We start from the raw sequence: 20231 nt of genomic DNA, 5'->3' as shown, positions 1-20231 counted from the left end.
CCAGGTCACCTGGCTCAAATAAACTGCGCAATGATGTAGCCAATCACAATGCCGATCAGCAAGGCCATGGTCAATCCGCGATAGGTCAACACATCCCGTGAGTAACCACGACGAATGGCAATGTAAGACATCAGGTAACCTACAGCATTGAGCAGCCAGATAAAGCCAAAGCTGAGCACCTTGACAATGATGGGGCCAATCAATGGCACCAGGCCTATCACGCCGACCAGCCACACCAGCAACCCTGACAACAGGCCGAACAACAGTGTGACCGCCGCCAGTACCCGCGTATCCCAATGGAAATGCTGCCCCAGTAAAAACAAGCAAAGCAAAGCCACCGCGAACAATACCATTTGTGGCCAGGCGCGCAATGTACTACGCGTAGCGCTCACCTCCCCCGGTGTATTTGCCGGATGCCGTCTGGCGCGCAATCTTTTCATCATAAGACACTGTCCGCACATAGCCCGGCCACCAGGGCAGGCAAGTCAGGCACAGCGTCGCAGCACTGCCAATGCGGTTGACGCAAGGCCACATCGCCGGCATAGCCCCAGGTCACCAGCACGAAGTCCATCAGGTTGGCCTCGGCCGACTGGCCATCTTCAAGACGGTCACCGATATACAGGCAATCCTGGATTTTTAAATCATGCTCGGCGACCACGCGCCCTATCATCTGCGCCTTTGACTTCAATGCAGGGCTGAAATAATCCAGTGCATAGACGCCCGCAAAAAAATCCTGCCAGCCCAGATAGGCCATGATTTTTTCAGTCGGATCAAAGCGTTTATTGGTCGCAATATACAGCGTATAGCCCTCTGCCTTGAGTTGCTGCAGCATGGCCGGAACACCATCAAACACCACCGACTGCTGATAACCCGTGCTGTCATAATGCTGCTTAAAAGCTGCGGCCAAAGTATTCAACACAGCCGCATCCTCGCTACCAGACAGCTGTTTAAGCGTCTCCATGAGCGGCGGGCCAATCACCTCATTGCCCAACGCCATTCTGAGTGGCGTATTGGTCGAACGGAAAGCCAACTCAAAACAATGCAGTGTACTCGGTGCGGAATCGATGAGTGTGCCATCGAGGTCAAAAATCAGATGTTTTTTCATTATTTAAATAATATCTTGGGTTGAGCCACAGGGCACTCAGAGATCAATCTCTATCAACCAGCTTGCAATAGCGCAGTATTGACATACTCCAGCGTATCAATCCTCGCGAGGATCAAATACGTTCGTGCCTGACGCTGTATCCACTATGGCGAAAAACACTACTCCAGCCAAATCAAGCTGGCCATACGCCCGGTATCGCCATCACGCCTAAAGCTGAAAAACGTCTCTGGTTCACGATAAGTACAGCGTCCACCACCATAGACCTGCGTCACTCCTAGCCTGGAAAGCCGTTGTCGCGCAATCGCATACAAGTCTCCCAGCCATTTTTCGCCTTGCGCCTGAAATGCATGTTCTGCCTGCGCATCTTGCGCCATAAATTGCGCGCGCACTTCATTCCCCACTTCAAACGCTTGCGGGCCAATGGCCGGACCTAACCAGGCCATGAGCCTGGCGGGCTCAACCGGCATGGTTTTTACCGTCGCCTCTATCACCCCGTCACACAAACTGCGCCAGCCAGCATGCACAGCCGCCACCACACTCCCCGCCTGATCACAGAGTAATACTGGCAGGCAATCGGCGGTCATGGTGACGCAGACCACCTGTTTGCGGGTGCTAAAACTGGCATCTGCGATTTCCAGACATGAAGATAAGGCCGCATCAATTACGCGCACCCCATGCACCTGGTTAAGCCACACCGGCTCACTCGGCAAATAGGGACTCAGTAATTGTCTGTTGGCCGCCACATGCTGAGGCAAGTCCTTGACATGATCCCCCAGGTTCAGACTGGCATAGCTGCCCTGACTAACACCGCCAAGACGTGTGGTTTGCAAGGCCTTCACGCAAGCAGGCGCCGGCCAATCAGGCAAAATAACAGGCAAAACAGCCATTATGCCTCATCCTCTTCGCCTTCTTCATCCCAGGCATCCTCATCCAGCTCAGCATCGAGATCTTCGTCAAAATCTTCATCGCCCCAATCTTCGTCATCTTCACCAATGAACAAGCCGTTTTCATCCACATTGAAATCGACAGGCGCCAGCGGCTCATCGGGCAAGTCGGTCGTGCGCATAGCGTCTAATAGTTCACGCATGTCATCAGCAAGCTCAATCTGCCATTCCATGGGCGCATTCGTCACCGGGTGAATCAAGCCGAGCTTGATCGCATGCAAGGCCTGACGCTTGAAATTGCCGATGACCTCACGCAATTCCGGCGTCATCATCTTGTGCGGAATAATATTGCCTATGCCATACAGCGGATCACCGACCATAGGCGCTTTCAGATGCTGCAAATGCACGCGGATCTGGTGGGTACGGCCGGTTTCCAGGTTGCAGCGCAAATAGGTATTGGTGCCAAACCGCTCAAGGATCTCGTAATGCGTGATGGCGGTTTTACCTCGTCGCACCACCGCCATTTTGGTTCTGTGGTGCGGATGGCGCCCTATCGGCTGATCCACCTTACCATTACGCCACAACTGGCCCCAAACGATGGCCCGGTACTCACGTTTAACCGTGCGTGCCTGCAACTGACGCACCAGGCTGGTCTGTGCTTCGAGCGTTTTCGCAACCACCAGCAAACCGCTGGTATCCTTGTCCAGCCGGTGCACAATACCGGCACGTGGCACCTCTTTGAGCGCCGGCCAGTGAAACAGCAAGGCATTGAGCAAGGTGCCGCTCCAGTTGCCGGCCGCCGGGTGCACTACCAGACCAGCAGGCTTGTTAATAATGATCAGTGCATCGTCTTCGTATACAACATCCAGTGCAATGTCTTCTGGCTCAAACGCATTGTCCTGCGCATTTTTAGGGGGAGTCACCACCAGTCGCTCGCCCCCCCACACCTTGGTTTTGGCCGTGGGCGCCTTACCATCGAGCAAGACCAGACCTTCTTTAATCCAGGCCTGCAGGCGGCTGCGAGAATGGTCTGGCAACATCTGCTGCAAGGCCAGGTCCAGGCGTTGCCCGCCAAGGTTGCTAGGGACGACCAGCTGTAAGGAGGTGCTTTCTTTCATATTTTCAAACAGCATCAGTTATAATGCTTTGAGTTCCCTTGATAAAACAACATAAATCAACATGCTTCGCATTTTACCGCTTAACACCCTGTTCACGCGTGCTTTTATTTTGATTGGCGCGCTGGCCTTGAGTGCCTGTGCCATTTTCGGCAATCCGAATCCCCCTGACGAAACCAAAGGCTGGAGCGAACAACGCCTTTATGCCACGGGCCAGGAAAAAATGGTTGACCGTAACTATGACAAGGCGATTGAGTATTTCCAGAAGCTGGAGGCACGTTATCCGCATGGTGCGTATGCGACACAATCCCAACTCGAAGTTGCTTATGCCTACTACAAAAAATCAGAACCGATTCTTTGCCTGTCTGCGATAGACCGCTTTATCAAGCTCCACCCTAATCACCCCAACCTCGATTACGCCTACTATCTCAAGGGCCTGGCCACCTTTAACGAGCGCGGCGTCATTGAAAAATATACCAAGCAAGAAATTAACGATCGCGACCCCAAAACTCTGCGTATTTCGTTTAACGCCTTTAAAGAACTGGTTGAACGGTTCCCTACCAGCCGCTATAAAAACGACGCCACCCAGCGCATGATTTACCTGGTCAATACACTGGCACTGCACGAAATGCATGTCGCGCGTTATTACATGCAACGCAAAGCCTACGTCGCCGCACTCAACCGTGCTCGCTATGTGCTTGAGACCTATCCCAATTCCAGCTCCATCGAAGATGCGCTGGTCATGGAGATCAGTGCTTACGATGCCATGGACATGACAGACCTGAAAAATGAAGCGCTGCGTGTTTTAAAAACCAACTATCCTGATAATCCTATGATTGCCGGTAAGGTTCAGGAAGAAGAAAAAGTCTGGTGGAAATTCTGGGAAAGCTTATATTAAGCGCCTTCCATCCCATAAAAAAACGCCAGTCTGCTGGCGTTTTTTTATTGCCCATTCGTGATCACCGCCTGCGGCAAGCGCTTAAAGTGAAGGCATTCAGCGGCCACGGCTGCCTTTTCAAACGGATGATCGTGATAGACATGGCGTCCGCGTAACAGCTGCCACAGTCCAGCCAGCAAATAGGCCGGAATAAAAAACAGGCCCCAGCATTCAGCTTGCCGCACATGCGTATGCTCATGTACGCGCAACTGCTGCAAAGCATGCGCGGAATAGCCAAGCACCACGTGACCGAATGTTATCGCAGCAAAGCCGCTATACCGGGCCAAGCGGCTGGCCAGCCAACCGCCAGAGACTTCCAGCACGCCCGCCACTTGTCGCATTCGCGCGCCCGTCAGCATGAGCAGGCAGGCAAAGAGCAATCCAAGTACGGTATTAGGTGCGGCCCACAGATAGCGCAAACAATCCACGATAAATTTAGGCATAGGGCAGGAGATTGCGCAAAGAATGAAAAGATACCGGGTTAAGGGAGCCGATTTAAGCGCGATTGACGCCAGTACAGCAGCATGCCAACCAGCATATTTAGTGTCCCCTGCCAGACGGGCAAAAACAGGAAAATCAGACCGCCCTGCGCATCGGGATACATGACCACGGTCTGGAAATATAGCCAGGCGACGACAGCCACTTCAATCACGCTAAAGCTCAACCATTGTTTTTGTATGCGCGGATGCTCAAAAAAATAATAGCCTGCATGCAGCGTCAGATAAGGGACTATCGTCCATAAAGTGATCAGCAAACCGCTCGCGCTTTCCAGAAAAGCAAATCCGCGCGCAGCATATAGCTCAAAGCCAAGTGCCAACAGGGCACCTATCATGGCCGTAATCATGAGCGCTGATTTGAACATGCGCTCACCTCACCATCCACTGCATAGCACCCACAATGTTTATAGCTCGTCACCGCTATCATTTTCGCCCCTCCTGGTTTCCCTGGTCCGTGCTATTTGGACTCAGGCGGCTCCTGCTCGGAAATCAGTAATTGATTGTGGTCGGTTTTAAGATAAAACGTCCCATTCTGGTCAATTTGGATGGCACGAATCCGGTATCCACTTAACACAGGTTCGGCATACACCAGGGTCGTGCCCTCTTTGCGCACGCGATACAGCGTAGTATTACCCATGCCAGCCACAAACAAATCATGGTCCCAAAAATCATTGCGGCCAGTGGCCGGATACTTCACTAGCGGGCCGATGCCGATGGAAGGTACAAACGTCATGGCCGGTTTTTCATAGCCTTCGTGGCTATTAAACTTGTTGCCATAATAGCCACTCATACCGTCGCGCTCGTAAATAGTGCCATAACTGACAATCGGCCAGCCATAATTTTTGCCGCGTTTGATCAGGTTGATTTCGTCGCCGCCCCTGGGGCCATGATCCGTCAACCATAACTCATTGCTGTCGCGGTCAAAATACAAGCCGCCAGAGGGGGAGCGGAAACCACTGGCATACACCTCTGCATTCAAGCGCTGCAAGTCTATACGAATCACTTTGCCAACCGAGGTGGTCTTGTCCTGCACACGGTCCGGTTTGGAAAAATCGCCTATGCTCAGGTACAAGGTCCGCTCGTTTTCGCCCAGCGCCAGTTTGCCACCCACCTGATGCCCGAGTATCGGCTCTTTCATCGCTGGCCGGCTAATATAAATTTCGCGGTTAAAACTGACTTCGCTGTTCTCTACGTCGACCTCAAATTCGCTGACAGCCAGCCGTACGCCGTTATTGGCCTGATCCCAGGCGGTATAAGCCACATACAGGGTCTTACCCACCAGCAATGAATCCTTGACACCCGACAGTTCACGGCAATACACCAGCGATTTACTGCTACTTTCATCGGCAGAAGTTTCTTCACCCGGAATAAACTTCGCCAGCGGCTTACCCGGCTTCACCAGCTCCATGGTTTCATTCTGACGAACAAAATAAACCTCGCCACACTTGCTGATAAACAGGAATAGTTTTTTATCCAGGCGCTCAAACGGGCCCGTCGGGTATTGATCCTCAAACGGTAATTTATACTCTTTGAGGGCTTGCGTCCCAAACACGGACACAATCTTTGGTGTCTCCGGCTCTTTTGTTGCCTCTTTGTCAGCTTGGGCAGCATCACTGCCGGAGAGCAATAACTTGGGCACTGTCGCATCCTCTGCCTGCAGCTGGCCCAACCACCCGGACAACAGCAAAACAAAGACAACATGAATCAAAGATAGGCGCGAGGTACGGCTCGCGCTTTTGAATGAATAATGCAATGAAGGCTCCCTATTAGTTTATTTTTTCGAGTAGCCTTTGCTAAAAAAGTTTAAAAATAAAATTAAAAGTTATTTTTAAACAATATATTATTTATTTTTATTAAAGTAATTTGTGATATAAATTTTAAGCAATAGTCCGGCGATCAGTACGCCCCAAGCGATCAAGGTGAGCTGAATAAAGGCGGCAAATGCGTCCTGCTGGCAAACCCCTTGCAAGGCGGCAAAAGACGCATCGCACCCAAATGCAACCACGGCAAAGGCAAAGCCTGGACCTAAATGCAAAATGGTTAACCCGTAAATTAAACCTCGCAACACAGCGTCACCCAATCCCAAATACTTAAAGCCAGCATTGTAAAGTGGGCTGCACGGATAGACTACTGCATGCCTTTAAAAATCTGGTAAGTGCCGCCCATATAATTGCCCTGAAACGAAGTCGCCCGCATGCCTGCCACTAACTCCATTTCCAGCGGGACATGTTCGTAGGAATAAAGCGCGTGCCCTTTTTGAATGCAGCGCGGGCAGGCAATATTGTCATAGCTGTATACGTCCACCTGCACCTCATCCAGCCCGACGATACGTTGCGTGTGATAAGCCCCCAGGATCACTTTCTGAATCACCACGCCCGGCGCCAGCTGAATATGCCAGGTGACAGGCTCATAAGCCATCAGGCCCAGAATCATGGGTTTGCTATCGTCAGTGATATTTACAGTGACTATGCGCTGATCACGACCCGCCAGTAAAAACGCATCGCATTCACCTGGCACAAGTGGCCCCAACTTGCCCTCTGCCGCCCTGGCTGCCTGACATTGCGCCCACCAGGGTCGCTGGTCTGCCTCTGGTGGCAATGTGCCTTGGTAAACGCCAATGACATGCAAAGCCACGCTAGATTCCGCGGCAGATTTGAGGGGGATAGGCTGGGTAATGCTGGTCGGCTTTGGCGTACAACATCCAGCCAGCCACAAGGCCAGGGTGACGGCAAAAGCACGGTAAAAGGACAGTGAAGATGGCATGCTGAATACTTTCAACGCTGGTTTGTTGGCTAGGCATCACGTCATCAAGCATAAAAAAGCTTCATTCGCCGTGATCACCGCATGCATTTATCAATAAATTCACAGCGCAAGCAATAGCCATTTGGGGCTATCAGCCCTGGGTAAAACTAACGCTTCAAGGCCAGCAGCAACACGCCTGCGGCAACCAGTGCCAAGCCCAACCACTCGCGCAAAGACAAGCGCTCACCCAAAAACAGACAGGCAAATAATGCAACCAGCACCAGACTGAATTTATCCACCGGGGCCACTTTCGACGCATCACCCAATTGCAGGGCACGGAAGTAACACAGCCAGGAAGCGCCCGTCGCCAGTGCTGACAAGCTCAAAAACAGCCAGGCATGGCCCGGCAAACTCAAGGGGTTACTCCACTTTCCGGCCAGCCAGACAAAGGGCGCCAGCACCAGCGTAATCAGCACGGTACGAATCAACGTTGCAAAGTCTGAGTCTATGCCCTGAATACCGACCTTGGCAAAAATCGCCGTCAAGGCGGCAAAACAGGCTGACAGCGCTGCCCAGAAAAACCAATCGTTCGTCATTTACATACTCCCCGTCATATATAAACTTAAAGCGACCTAATCCACATTCTGGCCGATGCGCCACAACACGCCAGAAGGATCTGTCAGACAAAAATCGCGCATCCCCCATGGCTGCAACTGAATCGGCCAGAGCTTGATGCCATATTTTTGCACGATGCCCGTTTGCTCAATCTGCTGCCACCAGGCATCCACATCCGGGACCAGCAAATGCATCATAAAGTTTTCAGCCAGATTTTCTGCACAAAAATCCTGCAACAAAAAACTCACATGCTCAAAGTGGAAATAAGCTACTCCGCCGCCCTCAGAAGCCATCTTGAAGCCTAAATCAAGATAAAACTGCTTGGATAACGCAAAGTCTTTGCTAGGCACAAACGCCTTGATTTCAGTGACCTGGAGAGTTGACATGACACATCCTCCGCGAATGGCTATGTAATGACGGAATCAACTTCAGGCAGATCACTCTCCCTGAAGCACCAATGCCAGGGCTCATACTGATAACCCCAACGATTTACTTTTGGATAAGAGAGTATGAAACCAAAGTCTGCTGCATAGCGACATAACCAGGCATAAGCCGCTGTGTGCTCAAACGCAACCTCAAGCGGTGGACTGCCCGGCGTAGCAATATCCACCGCCCGGCCAGTATGGTGCTCACTGTAACCGGGTGGCGCGCTCACATTCAGAATATCCTCAATGCTCTGGCCTTTTTCCAGCTTGGCGCGAATAATTTCAGACTGTCGATCAACGCTGCGGAAAGCAGAGACAATAAACACGTCCACCCCCGCTTCAAAAGCTGCAGACTTAAGACTCTGCCAAGCGGCAGCTGCTGGCGGTATCAACAAATGTTGACGCCCATGTTCACTCACCTCAGCAACCTCTAACGTGACCGCTTCGGCATAAGGTTGCAAGCCACGCGCCAACAACAGCGAGTCAGGAACGCCTAATGCAAGCAGATGAGTACTCATCTCTACCAATGGCTTATCTCAAGAGCAGATAAACAAATGCTAAGGTCATACTTACTGACAACCCAAAAGACACTATCAGCATGGTCTTATAAGTCGCCACCTCTTTTCTCGCCTCTTCTGCGGCCTCCTCTAACGCCAGGATGGCCTGCTGCATTTTTTCTGCCAGCAAGTGAATAGACTCGGCATTCTGAACCGTTGCTGTCTGTAACTCCTCAATCTGCTTGGTCAATACAGGATCAAGCTTTTCCGCCTCAGGCTTGGCGGTAAATGCCGGAATGGCAGCCGTTGCCACCTGTGCCAAGTAAGGGGCGACGGCTTTAAGAATGGGTAAAAACTGAATGGCCACGTGTATCCTTTCTGCCTTAACGCAATACATTGATGCTCATGGTAAAGGCTATACTTGCACGCGTCCAGCATGGATTTTCGGAACTCACGACCACATCCACGTAAGTTTCAGGCTAAGGTTACGGTTTAAATAACCAACTTTTGCGCATTAACACAGCAATCACAAAAGGCCAAAAGAGCGTATTAATCACATCATGCAAACTGGCATCCCAACGCCAATATCCCAGGCTATGCAGGCCATCCCGCATATCCAGCACTTCACCGCAGCAGGCCACGATAAACACAGCGAGTAAGGGCATAAAACAATGCCCCTGCCTACGAAAAATGCGCATCGCAGCAAAAAATACCACCAACCCAACGTAAATATGCAATGCGTCTTTTGAAAGGCCCGTGACACTCACAATCGCCAACTTGATCGCTTGAAATGTTGAAACCGCCATACGCCCCTCATACTCTGGCGCGATCCGCAGCCACTAGTTGATGACTTTTGCTGAAACCTGATTGCATATTGCCAAGCCTCACTCAGATGTTGCGACAAGATCAAACTGACTTGCTATTGCTGCAATAACCTCTACCGGCCCCTCAATGCGCCATTCATCACAGGGATCCCACTCACATTTAAGCTTTATGCCAGCGCGTTTTAAGCGGATGCAGTCGTAATCAATGCCCGCATCAAAGCCACCGTAACGCGCATAAACTTTCCACCCCATCTGCTCAAGCTGGGGCAAAACACAGTCAAACTCTTGAGACCCGATATTGGCAATGGCTGAAAAATCTCTCCTCCGAAACGGCCACATTACCAACCGGCGCATCAAATTGACGAACAGCTGCATAACGTCTTGGAAAGAAGTCTGGATTCTAACGTGTACCCTGGGTGCCCTTAGACAGGGCCTAAACGGAGCGCCGCAAAAAGCCAGCTACTTTTGATTTGAGCGCTCTTTTTCATACTCTTCATAGGTTTTCTTGTTCAAATTCTCTAAACAACGGTCAACCTCACTCGGGGGTTGATTGCGGCAATTGTTCTCAGCGCCACGCTTGACACCCTCATACCAAGACTGGGAAGTGCAGCCTGAAATTGCCATGATCCAAAAAGAAAATGAGACAAAGGCGATATATTGTTTTGTTTTTACGGGCAGATTCATATTTAGGTGCTCAATAATTGTTGTGTTGGTTTCACAAGTGATTGTAAGGGACTTTACTAATTTTTAATTAATAGAGCAAACGGGGAGCTGTTCAGAATCGCAGCTGAACTGCCAGGCCTTGATGTGTAGCGGGTTGAGCCCGCGCCGGGGAGCCTGATTAACTCTAGGGGAGCTGATATACCCGACTAACGAATGAGGCCCCGACGCGCGTCTTTCACCAGGGGTCCGGGCCAATCATGCCCAATATGCCCGGTTGTAGTACCGCAGTCCTTCACCTTCTTGCTTAACACTGGCTACAGCAAAAGGTACTTATGCGTTGAAAAACTTAAAACACACAAAAACATTGCAGATAGCTATTGCTTAAAATGGGGAAGCCCTTGTAGTTTGAATTAAGGGGCTGGCTTTTGCCAATCCCGCTTGAATGATGGGTTAGACGGTTTTAAGTAACGTGATAAAACAACGAAACTTACAAACCAACTAAGAGTAAATGATACTGCTGCAAAGTGCCAAATTGGAGCAAAGAATTGATTGTATGGAACTGGTTTAAAAAGCAGCGAGATAAGAGGAACGAAAAAAGTAATGATTGGAGTAGGAACTGGTGCAACTACTATTGAGGTTAATAAAGATAAACCCAAAACGTAAACACCAGAAGATAGTAGTTTTTTGCGCATATATTTAGCAATAAAAAAACTAATGGCAAGAAATGGTGAAGCAAATACAGTCCATAAAACCGAGAAAAGCAGAACAGCTAATATGGCTTCAAGGATAAACATTGGTTTTGCCGTCTAACATAGAGCTAACCAGCACTGCGCGGCTTTATCGCGCAGCGTCCAGCGACCGAAGGGAGCGAGGTTGAGCGCCGGATTAGCAGTCATATTGGGTCTGGCGTGAAGCCACTGGGAAATTGAGAGGCGACTTGGGTATTGAGTACTGAGCCAACTGTCCTCTCGAACCCCAAGGCTGATTCATTGACGTGCGGAAAACCGCGCTCGAGTTGACGCCACATCTCTCGTGCAAGGGGGCGAAGTTCTAGACGTACGCCAGCTCGGGCGGTGTGCAGCCATACCAAGAGTGCGGCTGCGTCTTGCATTCGACCCTGTTTCTGGGCTTCGGCAATAGTTCGCGATAGAAATAGCGGGAAACCGACGTTTTGCCCAGTATAAATTATCGGATCCATTACGTTGTGACCTTCAGATTCAAGTGCGCGACGCATGTGGGTAGCGATGGCGACAACATGTCCAAGCTCTGGCCCATCCATTGCGCGAAGCATTTCGACAAAATGTGCCATCTCTTCGCGCTGCTTGTCCGATGACCAGCTATTGATTTTATTCATGAGCCAACCCATTGCGCACGCTCCTAGACGGCTAACGTTAATTAGACCCCAAAACGAACCTAAATTTTTATTCAGGACGGAGCCATAAAATTAATGAAATAATTTATTATAATTAAATCAATTATTAGTTGTTTTTTATAACACCTTGAAAAAAGGATCGCAGTATGGAAAACACACCTGAGGTAAAACCGGCTCCAAAGTTGTTTCCTTTAATCGTAGAGCGATTACGTTCACAAAATTACAGCAACCGCACCGAAGAAGCTTATATACAGTGGATTAAACGCTTTATTTTGTTTCATGACAAGCGCCACCCCAGAGACATGGGCACGGCTGAAATTGAGGCGTTTTTGAACCATCTGGCGGTAGAGAAAAAGGTGGCGGCTAGCACTCAAAGTCAGGCGAAAAGCGCCCTGCTGTTTTTGTATGATGAGGTGTTGGAGCGGAATCTACCCAAACTTGAAAACTTGACCAAGCTCCCGGCAAAAAAAGACTTGCCTGTGGTATTGAGCAAGCAGGAGGTACAGGCCGTGCTTTCTGGGTTGGAGGGGACGATGTGGTTAATGGTGAGCTTGTTATATGGCAGCGGCTTGCGGGTGATGGAGTGCTTGCGCTTGCGGGTGGCGGATATTGATTTTGATCGGCAGGAAATTTTGGTGCGCGACCCGCAAGGTTATAAAAACCGTACGACATTATTACCAGGAACGTTGGTGCATCCTTTAAAAACACATTTGGCGTCTATTGAGGCATTACATGCCGAGGATTTGAGTAAAGGTTTAGGGGAAGTCTGGATGCCTGAGGGGTTGGCTAAACGCTACCCCAATGCGGGTAAGGATTGGCAGTGGCAATATGTGTTTCCCTCAAGCCGCTTATCGGTTGCGCAGCAATCAGGCGGAGTTTACCGCCACCATGCGGATGAAAAACCAATACAGCGGGCGGTGAAAAATGTCGCCAAGCAATTAGGCATTAAAAAAGCCGTGACGCCGAATACACTCAGACACAGCTTTGCCACACACTTGCTGGAAGGTGGCCACGACTTGCAGACCGTGCAGCGCTTGTTGGGTCATGCCAATGAGGCAAACACTAAAGTCTATGCGCAACTGGTCAACACTGGCGGACGAGGTGTGGCCAGTCCGCTTGATATGATGAAACCAGGTTGATTAAGCGCGCTTTTATATATTACAAAGTGAAGACATATCTACATCAACCAAGCTAGACCAGCTGCGATTAAACACTTCATCAGGCGATGTCGAAACTCACTTATTCATGCTTGTTTTGGTGATCGCCGATGTGATTTTGGCCGCGCAATCTGGCCAGCTTCACCTGCTTTTGACGCTCACGCAAAGACTCTTTCTTTTCTGCGGTCAATTTGTCATAGCAATAAGGGCAAGAAATACCGGCTTCATATTGCTCACTTTGCATTTCTTCTGCGGTAAGTGGCATGCGGCAGGCATAACACTGGTCATGATCCCCGACTTCCAGGCCGTGCTTGACTGCCACGCGCTGATCAAAGACAAAACACTCGCCTTCCCACAGGCTTTGCTCTTTGGGCACGGTTTCCAGATATTTAAGGATGCCGCCTTGCAGGTGATAGACCTCTTCAAACCCTTGTTGCTTCATGAAAGAAGAAGCTTTTTCGCAACGGATGCCGCCGGTACAGAACATGGCGACTTTTTTGTGTTTGGTTTTATCCAGGTTTTCAGCCACATAGTTGGGAAACTCGCGGAAGGTGGTGGTTTTTGGGTCCACCGCGCCTTTAAAGGTGCCAATATGCACTTCGTAGTCATTGCGCGTGTCTAGCACAATCACGTCCGGGTCTGAAATAATGGCATTCCAGTCTTCAGGCTTCACATAGGTGCCCACGACCAGATTGGGATCCACCTCTGGCACGCCCATGGTGACGATCTCTTTTTTGAGCTTGACCTTCATGCGGTAAAACGGATGGCTATCGGCCCAGGATTCTTTGTGCTCGAGATCGGCCAGTCGCGGATCCTGGCGCAAGTAGGTGAGCACGGCGCGGATATCTTCCGGCTTGCCAGCAATGGTGCCATTAATCCCCTCATGGGCCAACAGCAAGGTGCCTTTAATCTGGTGTTGCTGGCAAGTCTCTAAAATCGGTTGTTGCAGGTCTTTGTAATTATCCAGCGTGACAAATTTATAGAGGGCAGCGGTGAGATATTGACTCATGAGAAATCTGGCTTGATTGCAAAAGCGAGATTTTACCACTCTAACCCACTGATGCAAAAAGAAAAACGGACACGCGGCCCGTTTTCATATGCACACTGATTGGCTTTAAGGCTGAATCACCAGTATCTCAGCTTTACCGAGGCCACCCATATCGCCCATCCAGCGTTGTACGCGCTGACTGCTGATTTGCGCAAAGCGGCTATCCAGCAACTTAAAGGATTTATACAGAATATTGAGGAAAGGCAGCTTGTGCAAACCACAGTCTATCCAGGTAGCCTGCGGCGCTGGCGATTGTGCCAATAATAAAGTCCCGCGTTTCATGCCGTAACCCAGATATACACCTGTGCTGCCCAGTACGCCCAGCGTCCCCGCCATCATGTCCGAGCCGCAATAGTCACCGGCATTGCCTTCAATCAACAGCATGCCTCTGCGCATACGGTCGCCCGCTCGCGCACCGGCGTTGCCCTTGCAGATCAGCACACCGTTTTGCAGTTGCGCCCCTAAAAAGTCACCCGCATCCCCCTCGACTAACAGCTGGCCAGCCGTCATGCCGAAGCCGATGTATTGGTGCGAAGAAGTTGTGTTTTTAAAAGTCAGCTTAGTTGCCTCTGTGGCTGCGTCCACGCTCACCTCAAACGCGTCGGCAACAGACAAATTGGCGGCCAGTTTGATGGTGCTGATCTCGGTCTCAGTTTTGCCTTGCAAGGCCAGCGGCAATAAGGCACGGCAATCGACCGTGCGCGAGAGTGGCTTGGCGGTTAATACGATATGGCTCATGCGGTCACCTCCCCGCTTAAAATTGGACGCAGTTTAAAGTGATGCTGGCCCAGCTTGCCGCCGTAGTTACCGGCAGAAATACGCAAGATGCCATTGTCTTTACCCAGGCTACAGGCCGCTTCAATCCCAGCTTTCATCGAAACAGCAATATCTTCAAAAGTCAGGCCATTGACCACAATTTCCATCACGCTTTCCACCCGTGGATCCAGCTCGCTCTTAACCACGCCTTTAAGGGTTGGGCAGAATGCGTCGTTGGTACTGGCAAACATTTTGGGGTACTTGCTGCCCACCTTGGAACCAGAGCGCACCACCCCGCCCGGGAAAGGCATAATCACATTGGGCAGTTTGCGCATGGCATCAATGGCGGCTTCACAGGCCGTCAGCACTTGTGCCTGACTGGCGCCCAAGACCAGGAAGTTACCGCCGCCAATGGCACGTACCATGCCCGTGGTTTCTTCGGTTAAAAACTCGCCATCCATCACCGGAATACGCCAGTAGCGCTTAAGCTTGCCCGTGGCATCGGGGATTTGTTTGGACACCTGATAACCATCGCCAAAAAAGCGCAAATGTTTGCCGAGGCTGATCATGTCTTCTGACTCAATCCCGGCAAAGGCGGCCGCGGTTGGGCAAGTGAGAATACATTGGCCCATGCGCGTTTCGAGTTGTTGCATCAGCACTTTGCTGCCCATGGCAAACATGAGCACACTAACGCCCGGACGACCGTCCGGGGTTTCATCCTCGGACAACTCCCGCTCTATGCCCGCCTCGACGCCACAGCCAATCACACTGGTGGCAAAACCCGTCATGGCATTGGCGGCGTTATATGCCCAGCGCAAATTTTGCGCCGTAATCAGGATACGCGTGCCGCGCATATTAAATGCTTCAGCAAAGGTATCGTCTATGTCTACGCCATTTAACTGCATATTCACCCCTGGCTATGGTTAATGACATGGTTGCGGCCATCTTCCGCAATCTGGTCATCCGAAATTTTAAAGTTATGCATTTGCATGGTGTGGTAGCGGTCAAAATACTGCTTGATGTCTTTTTCCACACCCAGATCAAAGGCTGGTTTGGCGGTATGTGTTGCGCCCCACACCACCTTGACCACTTTGCCCTCTTTCACTACCAGCTCACCGTCTTTAAACACCAGGTCTGGCTTGGCGAACATGGCCTCCTTGTCAGCCTGATCGGTATAGACGGTAATATCAGCCGCAGCGCCCACACCCAAATGGCCACGGTCTTGCAAGCCAATCAATTTCGCCGGCGCTGAACGGGTCATGGTGGCGATTTCATAAAGGCTGTATTCGCGTTCCAATGACTTGAGGTTGCTCATGGCTTGCGCATCGAGGTTGAGCTTGTCAAACGCGTCGTTACGGAAGGTTTTATCCATGAGCAACCGGATCAAGTGCGGATAGCTGGTAAACGGCGCGCCGTTCGGGTGGTCCGTAGTCAGGAAAATACGCCAGGGGTCATCTACACTGAGGAATACTTCGAGGCCAATCGCCCATTGCAAGGCGTTGACATAGTTCTGGTCGCGGTATTTGAACGGCACCACGCCACAACCTGCGTCGCATTCAATGTCCATGATCACCGATTTTTTCGGGTTGGCCACTTTGGCGTTTAAATGCTGCATCATGTTGTCGCCAGACGCGGTCACGGTCTGTCCAAACAGAATCTGGCCGACATCCGCAGTGATGTGTTTGTTGTTGTTGATCGCTTCGGCGATATTGGCGGCGGCAGAAGAAAATTTCTTGTCACCCTCGGTGCCATAACTGTGAAACTGGATATGGGTCAAATGCATGGGGATGCCATCGCTGGCGCCCATGGTATCCAGCGTGGTCTGAAAGTTACCAGCCACGCCCAGGTTATTACAGTGCACATGCAAAGGTTTGGCAATACCTATCTCATTTACGGCACGGCTTAAGGCCTGCAAAATGCGGCGCGGCGTGATGTTGTAATAACTGTGCAGTTGATCGAGGTCCTGGCGGCGCTCATTGAATTTAAACGCGGAAATGCCGCCCGGATTGACCACTTTGATGCCTATTGTTTGCGTCGCATGCAGAGTCCACGCCACATAGTCATTAATGGTTTTCTGGTCAGCATTCTGGCTCAGCAAACGCAGCAGGTAATCATCGTTACCCAGCATGGCGTAGCCGCCTTTATCAATCATCGGCGTGTCACCCATTTCCATATGCGCCTGACGCGCATTCACGGCGAGCACTGCCGGCTCAAAGGCAGCGGTATAGCCCATCTCGATATAGCGCATGCCGGTATCGGTGGTATTCGGTGTCGCATGGTGACTGCAGTTGGCGCCGCAGATGTGAGCTTCAGGCTCCTCCAGCTTGCGCATGGCCTGGTATTCAGGCAGCAGCATGCGGGCAATATTGACTTTGCCGCCACCAATATGGCTATGCATATCAATCGCCCCGGCCATGACGATCTTGCCATTCAGGTCGTACACCTGCGCAATTTTTTCACTGTCGGCCGGTTTGGCAATAATGCGGCCATCACGGATATAAATATCCTGCACCACGCAATCCTTGCCGTGCGCGGGGTCAATCACTTTAGCGTTCTTGAGTACGGTAATCATGCCGCCACTCCTTTAAGTTCTGTTTCTATCATGGCGATCACTTGTGACAAGGTAGGCAGGTCAGAAGGCTTGGCTGCGCTGAGCGGCAAGGTAACCGAGCCATCGACACGGAATTGCTGGCCGTTGCAGTCCAGCCCTGGCGTCGCAACGGGGATAAACACCGCTGGCGTCTCTTCAAATTGGCTGTCAGCAGCACCGAGCACAATCACAGGTTTAGTGCCTGCAGGCGGCATCGCATCAGGGCTGTAACTATTGACCCATACCACCGCGTCATGGCTTTCCCAGTCTGGCGTATCAATAATCACGCCATTGAGCCAGGTATGTGCGTAGTTGACGCTGGTATCGCCATCACTGCCGCCAAGCGACAAACCCATGGCGCGGCTCTTCTGGTTCAAGGCGACCACTGTTTCAGTGATATTTTCAATGGTTAATTCGGCATGCGCATAATGCAGGTCTTTGGACACCCACACCAAAGTGGCGTACTTGGCTGCCTTCAGGGTCTCAGCCACGTTTCTCAAACGGCTCACATCGACGCTGGCCACCTTGTCCACCGTCACAGGCTTATCCATGACCAACGCACGCAGCGTGGCAACCACTTCCGGCAATTGTTCGCTTGCACAAGGAATGACTTCAGGTGCGCGTCCATCGGGAGAGACGCCTGGCTTGGTATTCAGGTCATCGCCGCCCAGGTAGATGATCTTGCGGGCGGCAGGCGCAGTAAACATGGCCTCAGGCACCCACACGACGCGCTCGAAAAAACGGGTATTGTGGCTCACCACATCAGTGCCTATCATCAGGATCACATCTGCGCGGTTGCGTACTTCGGTCAAGGTGGTGGTCTGCCAGCCGCGATGCTGTAATACCTGCATGTTGCGCAGCGTGCTGCTGGCATTGAGATGCGTCATTGCCGCATGCGTATGATGCGAAAGGCTGACCAGAGCACGCGCACCGTGGACATCGGTACTGCTGCCGGCGATCAATGGCGTTTTGGCTTGCTTGAGCAGTTCGACGGCGGTATGTACGGCCTGGGTCAGCGACACGGGTTGCCCCGCCACCCGAGGTTGCGCACCATTACTCGTTCGCGCATAGAACTTTGCGGCTTTGCCACACGAAAACTGCTGTTTGGCAATGGCCTCCCCCGAAATGTCGTCACATAGCAAGCCACAAGCCGGGCATGCATGCATACTGTTTTGTTGATTTGTCATGGCTTTATAGTCTCTCGTTTTGATCTTTATGTATTCAATCCTGAATATCCACCTGACCGTGGGAAACCATCACATCATAAAACATCTGCTGACAATAGATAAAAAAAATAAAGCAATGAATGCCTGCTATTTAACGCAATAAAAGCCTGTCATCGGTATCTAAGGTTTATCAATCACAGTAAAAATAGTAGAATAGTCGTTTGTTTTTCTTGTTCATTACTTTATTTGGAGTTCTCATGGCTTTAGAGCGTACACTCAGCATCATCAAACCAGACGCCGTTGCAAAAAACGTGATTGGTCAAATCTACACCCGTTTTGAAAACGCCGGTTTGAAAATTGTTGCAGCTAAAATGACCCACCTGACTCAAGCTGAAGCTGAAGGCTTCTACGCTGTACACAAAGAGCGTCCTTTCTTCAACGACCTGGTTAAATTCATGATCTCCGGTCCAGTGATGATCCAGGCTTTGGAAGGCGAAAACGCGGTATTGAAAAACCGTGAACTGATGGGTGCAACTAACCCTAAAGACGCAGCCCCTGGCACCATTCGTGCTGACTTCGCTGAAAGCATTGATGCTAACGCCGTGCACGGTTCCGACTCTTTGGAAAATGCGGCCATCGAAATCAAATACTTCTTCGGTTAATCACACCCTTCGTCACTTAACGACGATCACATTGATACCGAACTAGGAATACACTTGGTTAACTTACTGAATTTTAACCAATCGCAACTCGCCGAGTACTTCACCAGTCTCGGCGAGAAGCCTTTCCGCGCCAAACAATTGATGCGCTGGATGCATCATTTCGGGGTACTTGACCTCGACCAGATGACAGATATTGCCAAAACCCTGCGCGAAAAACTGCGTCAGGAAACCGAATTTGCGCTGCCAGACGTGCAGTTGGAACAAGTGTCAGATGATGGCACCCGCAAATGGCTGATCGGCACAAACAACTTAAGAGACGGCACGTCTAACAGTGTGGAAACCGTCTTTATCCCTGAAGATGACCGCGGCACGCTGTGTATCTCCAGCCAGGTAGGCTGTGCACTCGAATGCACATTCTGCAGCACTGGTCGCCAGGGCTTCAACCGCAACCTCAACGTCTCCGAAATTATCGGCCAACTATGGATTGCCAATCACGCCCTGCGCCAGGCGCCTGGCTATGACTTGCTGCCACCCGGTGAGCGCATTATCTCCAACGTGGTGATGATGGGCATGGGTGAGCCATTGGCCAACTATGACAACGTCGTCACGGCGATGCAAATCATGCTGGATGACAGCGCTTATGGCTTAAGCCGTCGCCGCGTCACCCTGTCGACCAGCGGCATGGTGCCAGCGATGGACAGACTCAAAGAAGATTGCCCCGTCGCCTTGGCAGTGTCGTTACATGCGCCGAATGATGCGCTACGTGATGAGATCGTCCCCATCAATAAAAAATACCCGATCAAGGAACTGATGGCGGCCTGTGAGCGCTATCTGGTCAAAGCACCACGTGATTTCGTGACGTTTGAATATGTCATGCTGGACGGCGTCAATGACACCCTGGAACACGCCAAGCAACTGATGAATATCGTGCGCGATGTCCCTTGCAAATTTAACCTGATCCCATTCAACCCGTTCCCAAACAGTGGTTACGGGACGTCCAAGCCCATGCAGGTGCGTGCGTTTCGTGATATGTTAATGCAGGCAGGCTTTGTAGTCACCGTGCGTAAAACCCGCGGAGACGACATTGATGCGGCCTGCGGGCAACTGGCGGGTAAAGTGCTCGATAAAACCCGCCGCACTGAGAAAACCATAGCGATACATCCGGAACAGTAAGTG

The 20231-nt window shown here is 51.0% G+C and carries 27 protein-coding genes; 4 read left to right on the top strand and 23 right to left on the bottom strand.

The genetic code is table 11. From position 1 onward, the window contains the following. Positions 1 to 14: 14 nt before the first annotated feature. From ACT53G_RS06160 to rluD, 4 genes are all read right to left on the bottom strand, one after another. Positions 15 to 443 (bottom strand): hypothetical protein, encoded by a 429-nt coding sequence (locus ACT53G_RS06160; protein ID WP_313987786.1) that lies wholly within the window; start codon positions 441 to 443, stop codon positions 15 to 17. Further along, a complete protein-coding gene (locus ACT53G_RS06155; RefSeq protein WP_476168957.1) occupies positions 440 to 1105 on the bottom strand; it encodes an HAD family hydrolase in 666 nt (221 codons plus the stop codon). Before ACT53G_RS06155 ends, ACT53G_RS06160 begins: the two co-directional genes overlap by 4 nt. Before the next feature lie 158 nt (positions 1106 to 1263). Further along, positions 1264 to 1992 carry a peptidoglycan editing factor PgeF gene (gene pgeF / locus ACT53G_RS06150; protein WP_476168956.1) on the bottom strand — a complete coding sequence of 243 codons (729 nt, stop codon included), beginning with the start codon at positions 1990 to 1992 and terminating at the stop codon, positions 1264 to 1266. Continuing rightward, positions 1992 to 3122 carry a 23S rRNA pseudouridine(1911/1915/1917) synthase RluD gene (gene rluD / locus ACT53G_RS06145; RefSeq protein WP_379076012.1) on the bottom strand — a complete coding sequence of 377 codons (1131 nt, stop codon included), beginning with the start codon at positions 3120 to 3122 and terminating at the stop codon, positions 1992 to 1994. Before rluD ends, pgeF begins: the two co-directional genes overlap by 1 nt. 46 nt (positions 3123 to 3168) lie before the next feature. Here rluD and ACT53G_RS06140 point away from each other — a divergent pair, with 46 nt between their 5' ends. Beyond that, positions 3169 to 4002, top strand: coding sequence for an outer membrane protein assembly factor BamD (locus tag ACT53G_RS06140; protein WP_194747762.1), 834 nt, complete (start codon positions 3169 to 3171; stop codon positions 4000 to 4002). 44 nt (positions 4003 to 4046) lie between these two features. On the opposite strand, the gene ACT53G_RS06135 is transcribed toward ACT53G_RS06140, so the two are convergent. The 14 genes from ACT53G_RS06135 to ACT53G_RS06070 all read right to left on the bottom strand — a co-directional run bounded on the left by ACT53G_RS06135 (position 4047) and on the right by ACT53G_RS06070 (position 11658). After that, positions 4047 to 4484, bottom strand: coding sequence for a hypothetical protein (locus tag ACT53G_RS06135; RefSeq protein ID WP_476168955.1), 438 nt, complete (start codon positions 4482 to 4484; stop codon positions 4047 to 4049). 38 nt (positions 4485 to 4522) lie between these two features. Next, positions 4523 to 4903, bottom strand: a complete 381-nt coding sequence (locus tag ACT53G_RS06130) for a hypothetical protein (protein ID WP_476168954.1) — start codon at positions 4901 to 4903, stop codon at positions 4523 to 4525. A 92-nt stretch (positions 4904 to 4995) separates the two neighbouring features. Then, positions 4996 to 6219, bottom strand: coding sequence for a PQQ-dependent sugar dehydrogenase (locus tag ACT53G_RS06125; protein ID WP_476168953.1), 1224 nt, complete (start codon positions 6217 to 6219; stop codon positions 4996 to 4998). A 159-nt stretch (positions 6220 to 6378) separates the two neighbouring features. Then, complete coding sequence (locus ACT53G_RS06120; protein WP_476168952.1) at positions 6379 to 6573, bottom strand: hypothetical protein; 195 nt, start codon at positions 6571 to 6573, stop codon at positions 6379 to 6381. Positions 6574 to 6665: 92 nt separating this feature from the next. After that, positions 6666 to 7301 carry a hypothetical protein gene (locus ACT53G_RS06115; protein ID WP_476168951.1) on the bottom strand — a complete coding sequence of 212 codons (636 nt, stop codon included), beginning with the start codon at positions 7299 to 7301 and terminating at the stop codon, positions 6666 to 6668. A 146-nt stretch (positions 7302 to 7447) separates the two neighbouring features. Beyond that, positions 7448 to 7876 carry an EamA family transporter gene (locus ACT53G_RS06110; RefSeq protein WP_476168950.1) on the bottom strand — a complete coding sequence of 143 codons (429 nt, stop codon included), beginning with the start codon at positions 7874 to 7876 and terminating at the stop codon, positions 7448 to 7450. A gap of 36 nt (positions 7877 to 7912) precedes the next feature. After that, positions 7913 to 8281 carry a VOC family protein gene (locus tag ACT53G_RS06105; protein WP_194747767.1) on the bottom strand — a complete coding sequence of 123 codons (369 nt, stop codon included), beginning with the start codon at positions 8279 to 8281 and terminating at the stop codon, positions 7913 to 7915. A 20-nt stretch (positions 8282 to 8301) separates the two neighbouring features. After that, complete coding sequence (locus ACT53G_RS06100) at positions 8302 to 8838, bottom strand: M15 family metallopeptidase (RefSeq protein ID WP_476168949.1); 537 nt, start codon at positions 8836 to 8838, stop codon at positions 8302 to 8304. Between the two features lie 13 nt (positions 8839 to 8851). Next, positions 8852 to 9184: a hypothetical protein gene (locus ACT53G_RS06095; protein WP_476168948.1), complete on the bottom strand. Its 333-nt coding sequence runs from the start codon at positions 9182 to 9184 to the stop codon at positions 8852 to 8854. A 118-nt stretch (positions 9185 to 9302) separates the two neighbouring features. Next, complete coding sequence (locus tag ACT53G_RS06090) at positions 9303 to 9623, bottom strand: hypothetical protein (protein ID WP_476168947.1); 321 nt, start codon at positions 9621 to 9623, stop codon at positions 9303 to 9305. A 78-nt stretch (positions 9624 to 9701) separates the two neighbouring features. Then, complete coding sequence (locus ACT53G_RS06085; protein WP_379075992.1) at positions 9702 to 10016, bottom strand: hypothetical protein; 315 nt, start codon at positions 10014 to 10016, stop codon at positions 9702 to 9704. An 84-nt stretch (positions 10017 to 10100) separates the two neighbouring features. After that, on the bottom strand, positions 10101 to 10325 hold the full coding sequence (locus ACT53G_RS06080) for a hypothetical protein (RefSeq protein WP_275355452.1): 225 nt from the start codon (positions 10323 to 10325) through the stop codon (positions 10101 to 10103). Between the two features lie 389 nt (positions 10326 to 10714). Next, positions 10715 to 11098 carry a hypothetical protein gene (locus tag ACT53G_RS06075; protein WP_379075989.1) on the bottom strand — a complete coding sequence of 128 codons (384 nt, stop codon included), beginning with the start codon at positions 11096 to 11098 and terminating at the stop codon, positions 10715 to 10717. A gap of 98 nt (positions 11099 to 11196) precedes the next feature. After that, a complete protein-coding gene (locus ACT53G_RS06070; protein ID WP_379075986.1) occupies positions 11197 to 11658 on the bottom strand; it encodes a hypothetical protein in 462 nt (153 codons plus the stop codon). Positions 11659 to 11822: 164 nt separating this feature from the next. Here ACT53G_RS06070 and ACT53G_RS06065 point away from each other — a divergent pair, with 164 nt between their 5' ends. Further along, entirely contained in the window at positions 11823 to 12815 is a 993-nt protein-coding gene (locus ACT53G_RS06065; RefSeq protein WP_476168946.1) for an integron integrase, read from the top strand. 100 nt (positions 12816 to 12915) lie between these two features. Here ACT53G_RS06065 and trhO read toward each other — a convergent pair whose 3' ends face one another. The 5 genes from trhO to ACT53G_RS06040 form a co-directional block, all read right to left on the bottom strand. Then, positions 12916 to 13842, bottom strand: coding sequence for an oxygen-dependent tRNA uridine(34) hydroxylase TrhO (trhO, locus tag ACT53G_RS06060; RefSeq protein ID WP_476168945.1), 927 nt, complete (start codon positions 13840 to 13842; stop codon positions 12916 to 12918). A gap of 105 nt (positions 13843 to 13947) precedes the next feature. After that, positions 13948 to 14619: a formylmethanofuran dehydrogenase subunit C gene (locus ACT53G_RS06055; protein ID WP_476168944.1), complete on the bottom strand. Its 672-nt coding sequence runs from the start codon at positions 14617 to 14619 to the stop codon at positions 13948 to 13950. Beyond that, entirely contained in the window at positions 14616 to 15542 is a 927-nt protein-coding gene (gene fhcD / locus ACT53G_RS06050) for a formylmethanofuran--tetrahydromethanopterin N-formyltransferase (protein WP_194747781.1), read from the bottom strand. The genes ACT53G_RS06055 and fhcD overlap by 4 nt, the downstream gene beginning before the upstream one ends. A 2-nt stretch (positions 15543 to 15544) precedes the next feature. After that, positions 15545 to 17209 carry a formylmethanofuran dehydrogenase subunit A gene (locus ACT53G_RS06045; RefSeq protein WP_476168943.1) on the bottom strand — a complete coding sequence of 555 codons (1665 nt, stop codon included), beginning with the start codon at positions 17207 to 17209 and terminating at the stop codon, positions 15545 to 15547. Further along, positions 17206 to 18414: a formylmethanofuran dehydrogenase gene (locus ACT53G_RS06040; protein ID WP_476168942.1), complete on the bottom strand. Its 1209-nt coding sequence runs from the start codon at positions 18412 to 18414 to the stop codon at positions 17206 to 17208. Before ACT53G_RS06040 ends, ACT53G_RS06045 begins: the two co-directional genes overlap by 4 nt. A 236-nt stretch (positions 18415 to 18650) precedes the next feature. On the opposite strand from ACT53G_RS06040, the gene ndk reads away from it, so the two are divergent. Both ndk and rlmN read left to right on the top strand, forming a co-directional pair. Beyond that, on the top strand, positions 18651 to 19055 hold the full coding sequence (gene ndk, locus ACT53G_RS06035; RefSeq protein ID WP_194748437.1) for a nucleoside-diphosphate kinase: 405 nt from the start codon (positions 18651 to 18653) through the stop codon (positions 19053 to 19055). A gap of 54 nt (positions 19056 to 19109) precedes the next feature. After that, entirely contained in the window at positions 19110 to 20228 is a 1119-nt protein-coding gene (gene rlmN / locus ACT53G_RS06030; RefSeq protein WP_476154457.1) for a dual-specificity RNA methyltransferase RlmN, read from the top strand. Positions 20229 to 20231: the final 3 nt, after the last annotated feature.

Source organism: Methylophilus sp. DMC18 (genome assembly GCF_056314005.1).
The sequence above is the reverse complement of the archived record's forward strand: the minus strand, read 5'-3'. Positions and strand labels throughout refer to the sequence as shown.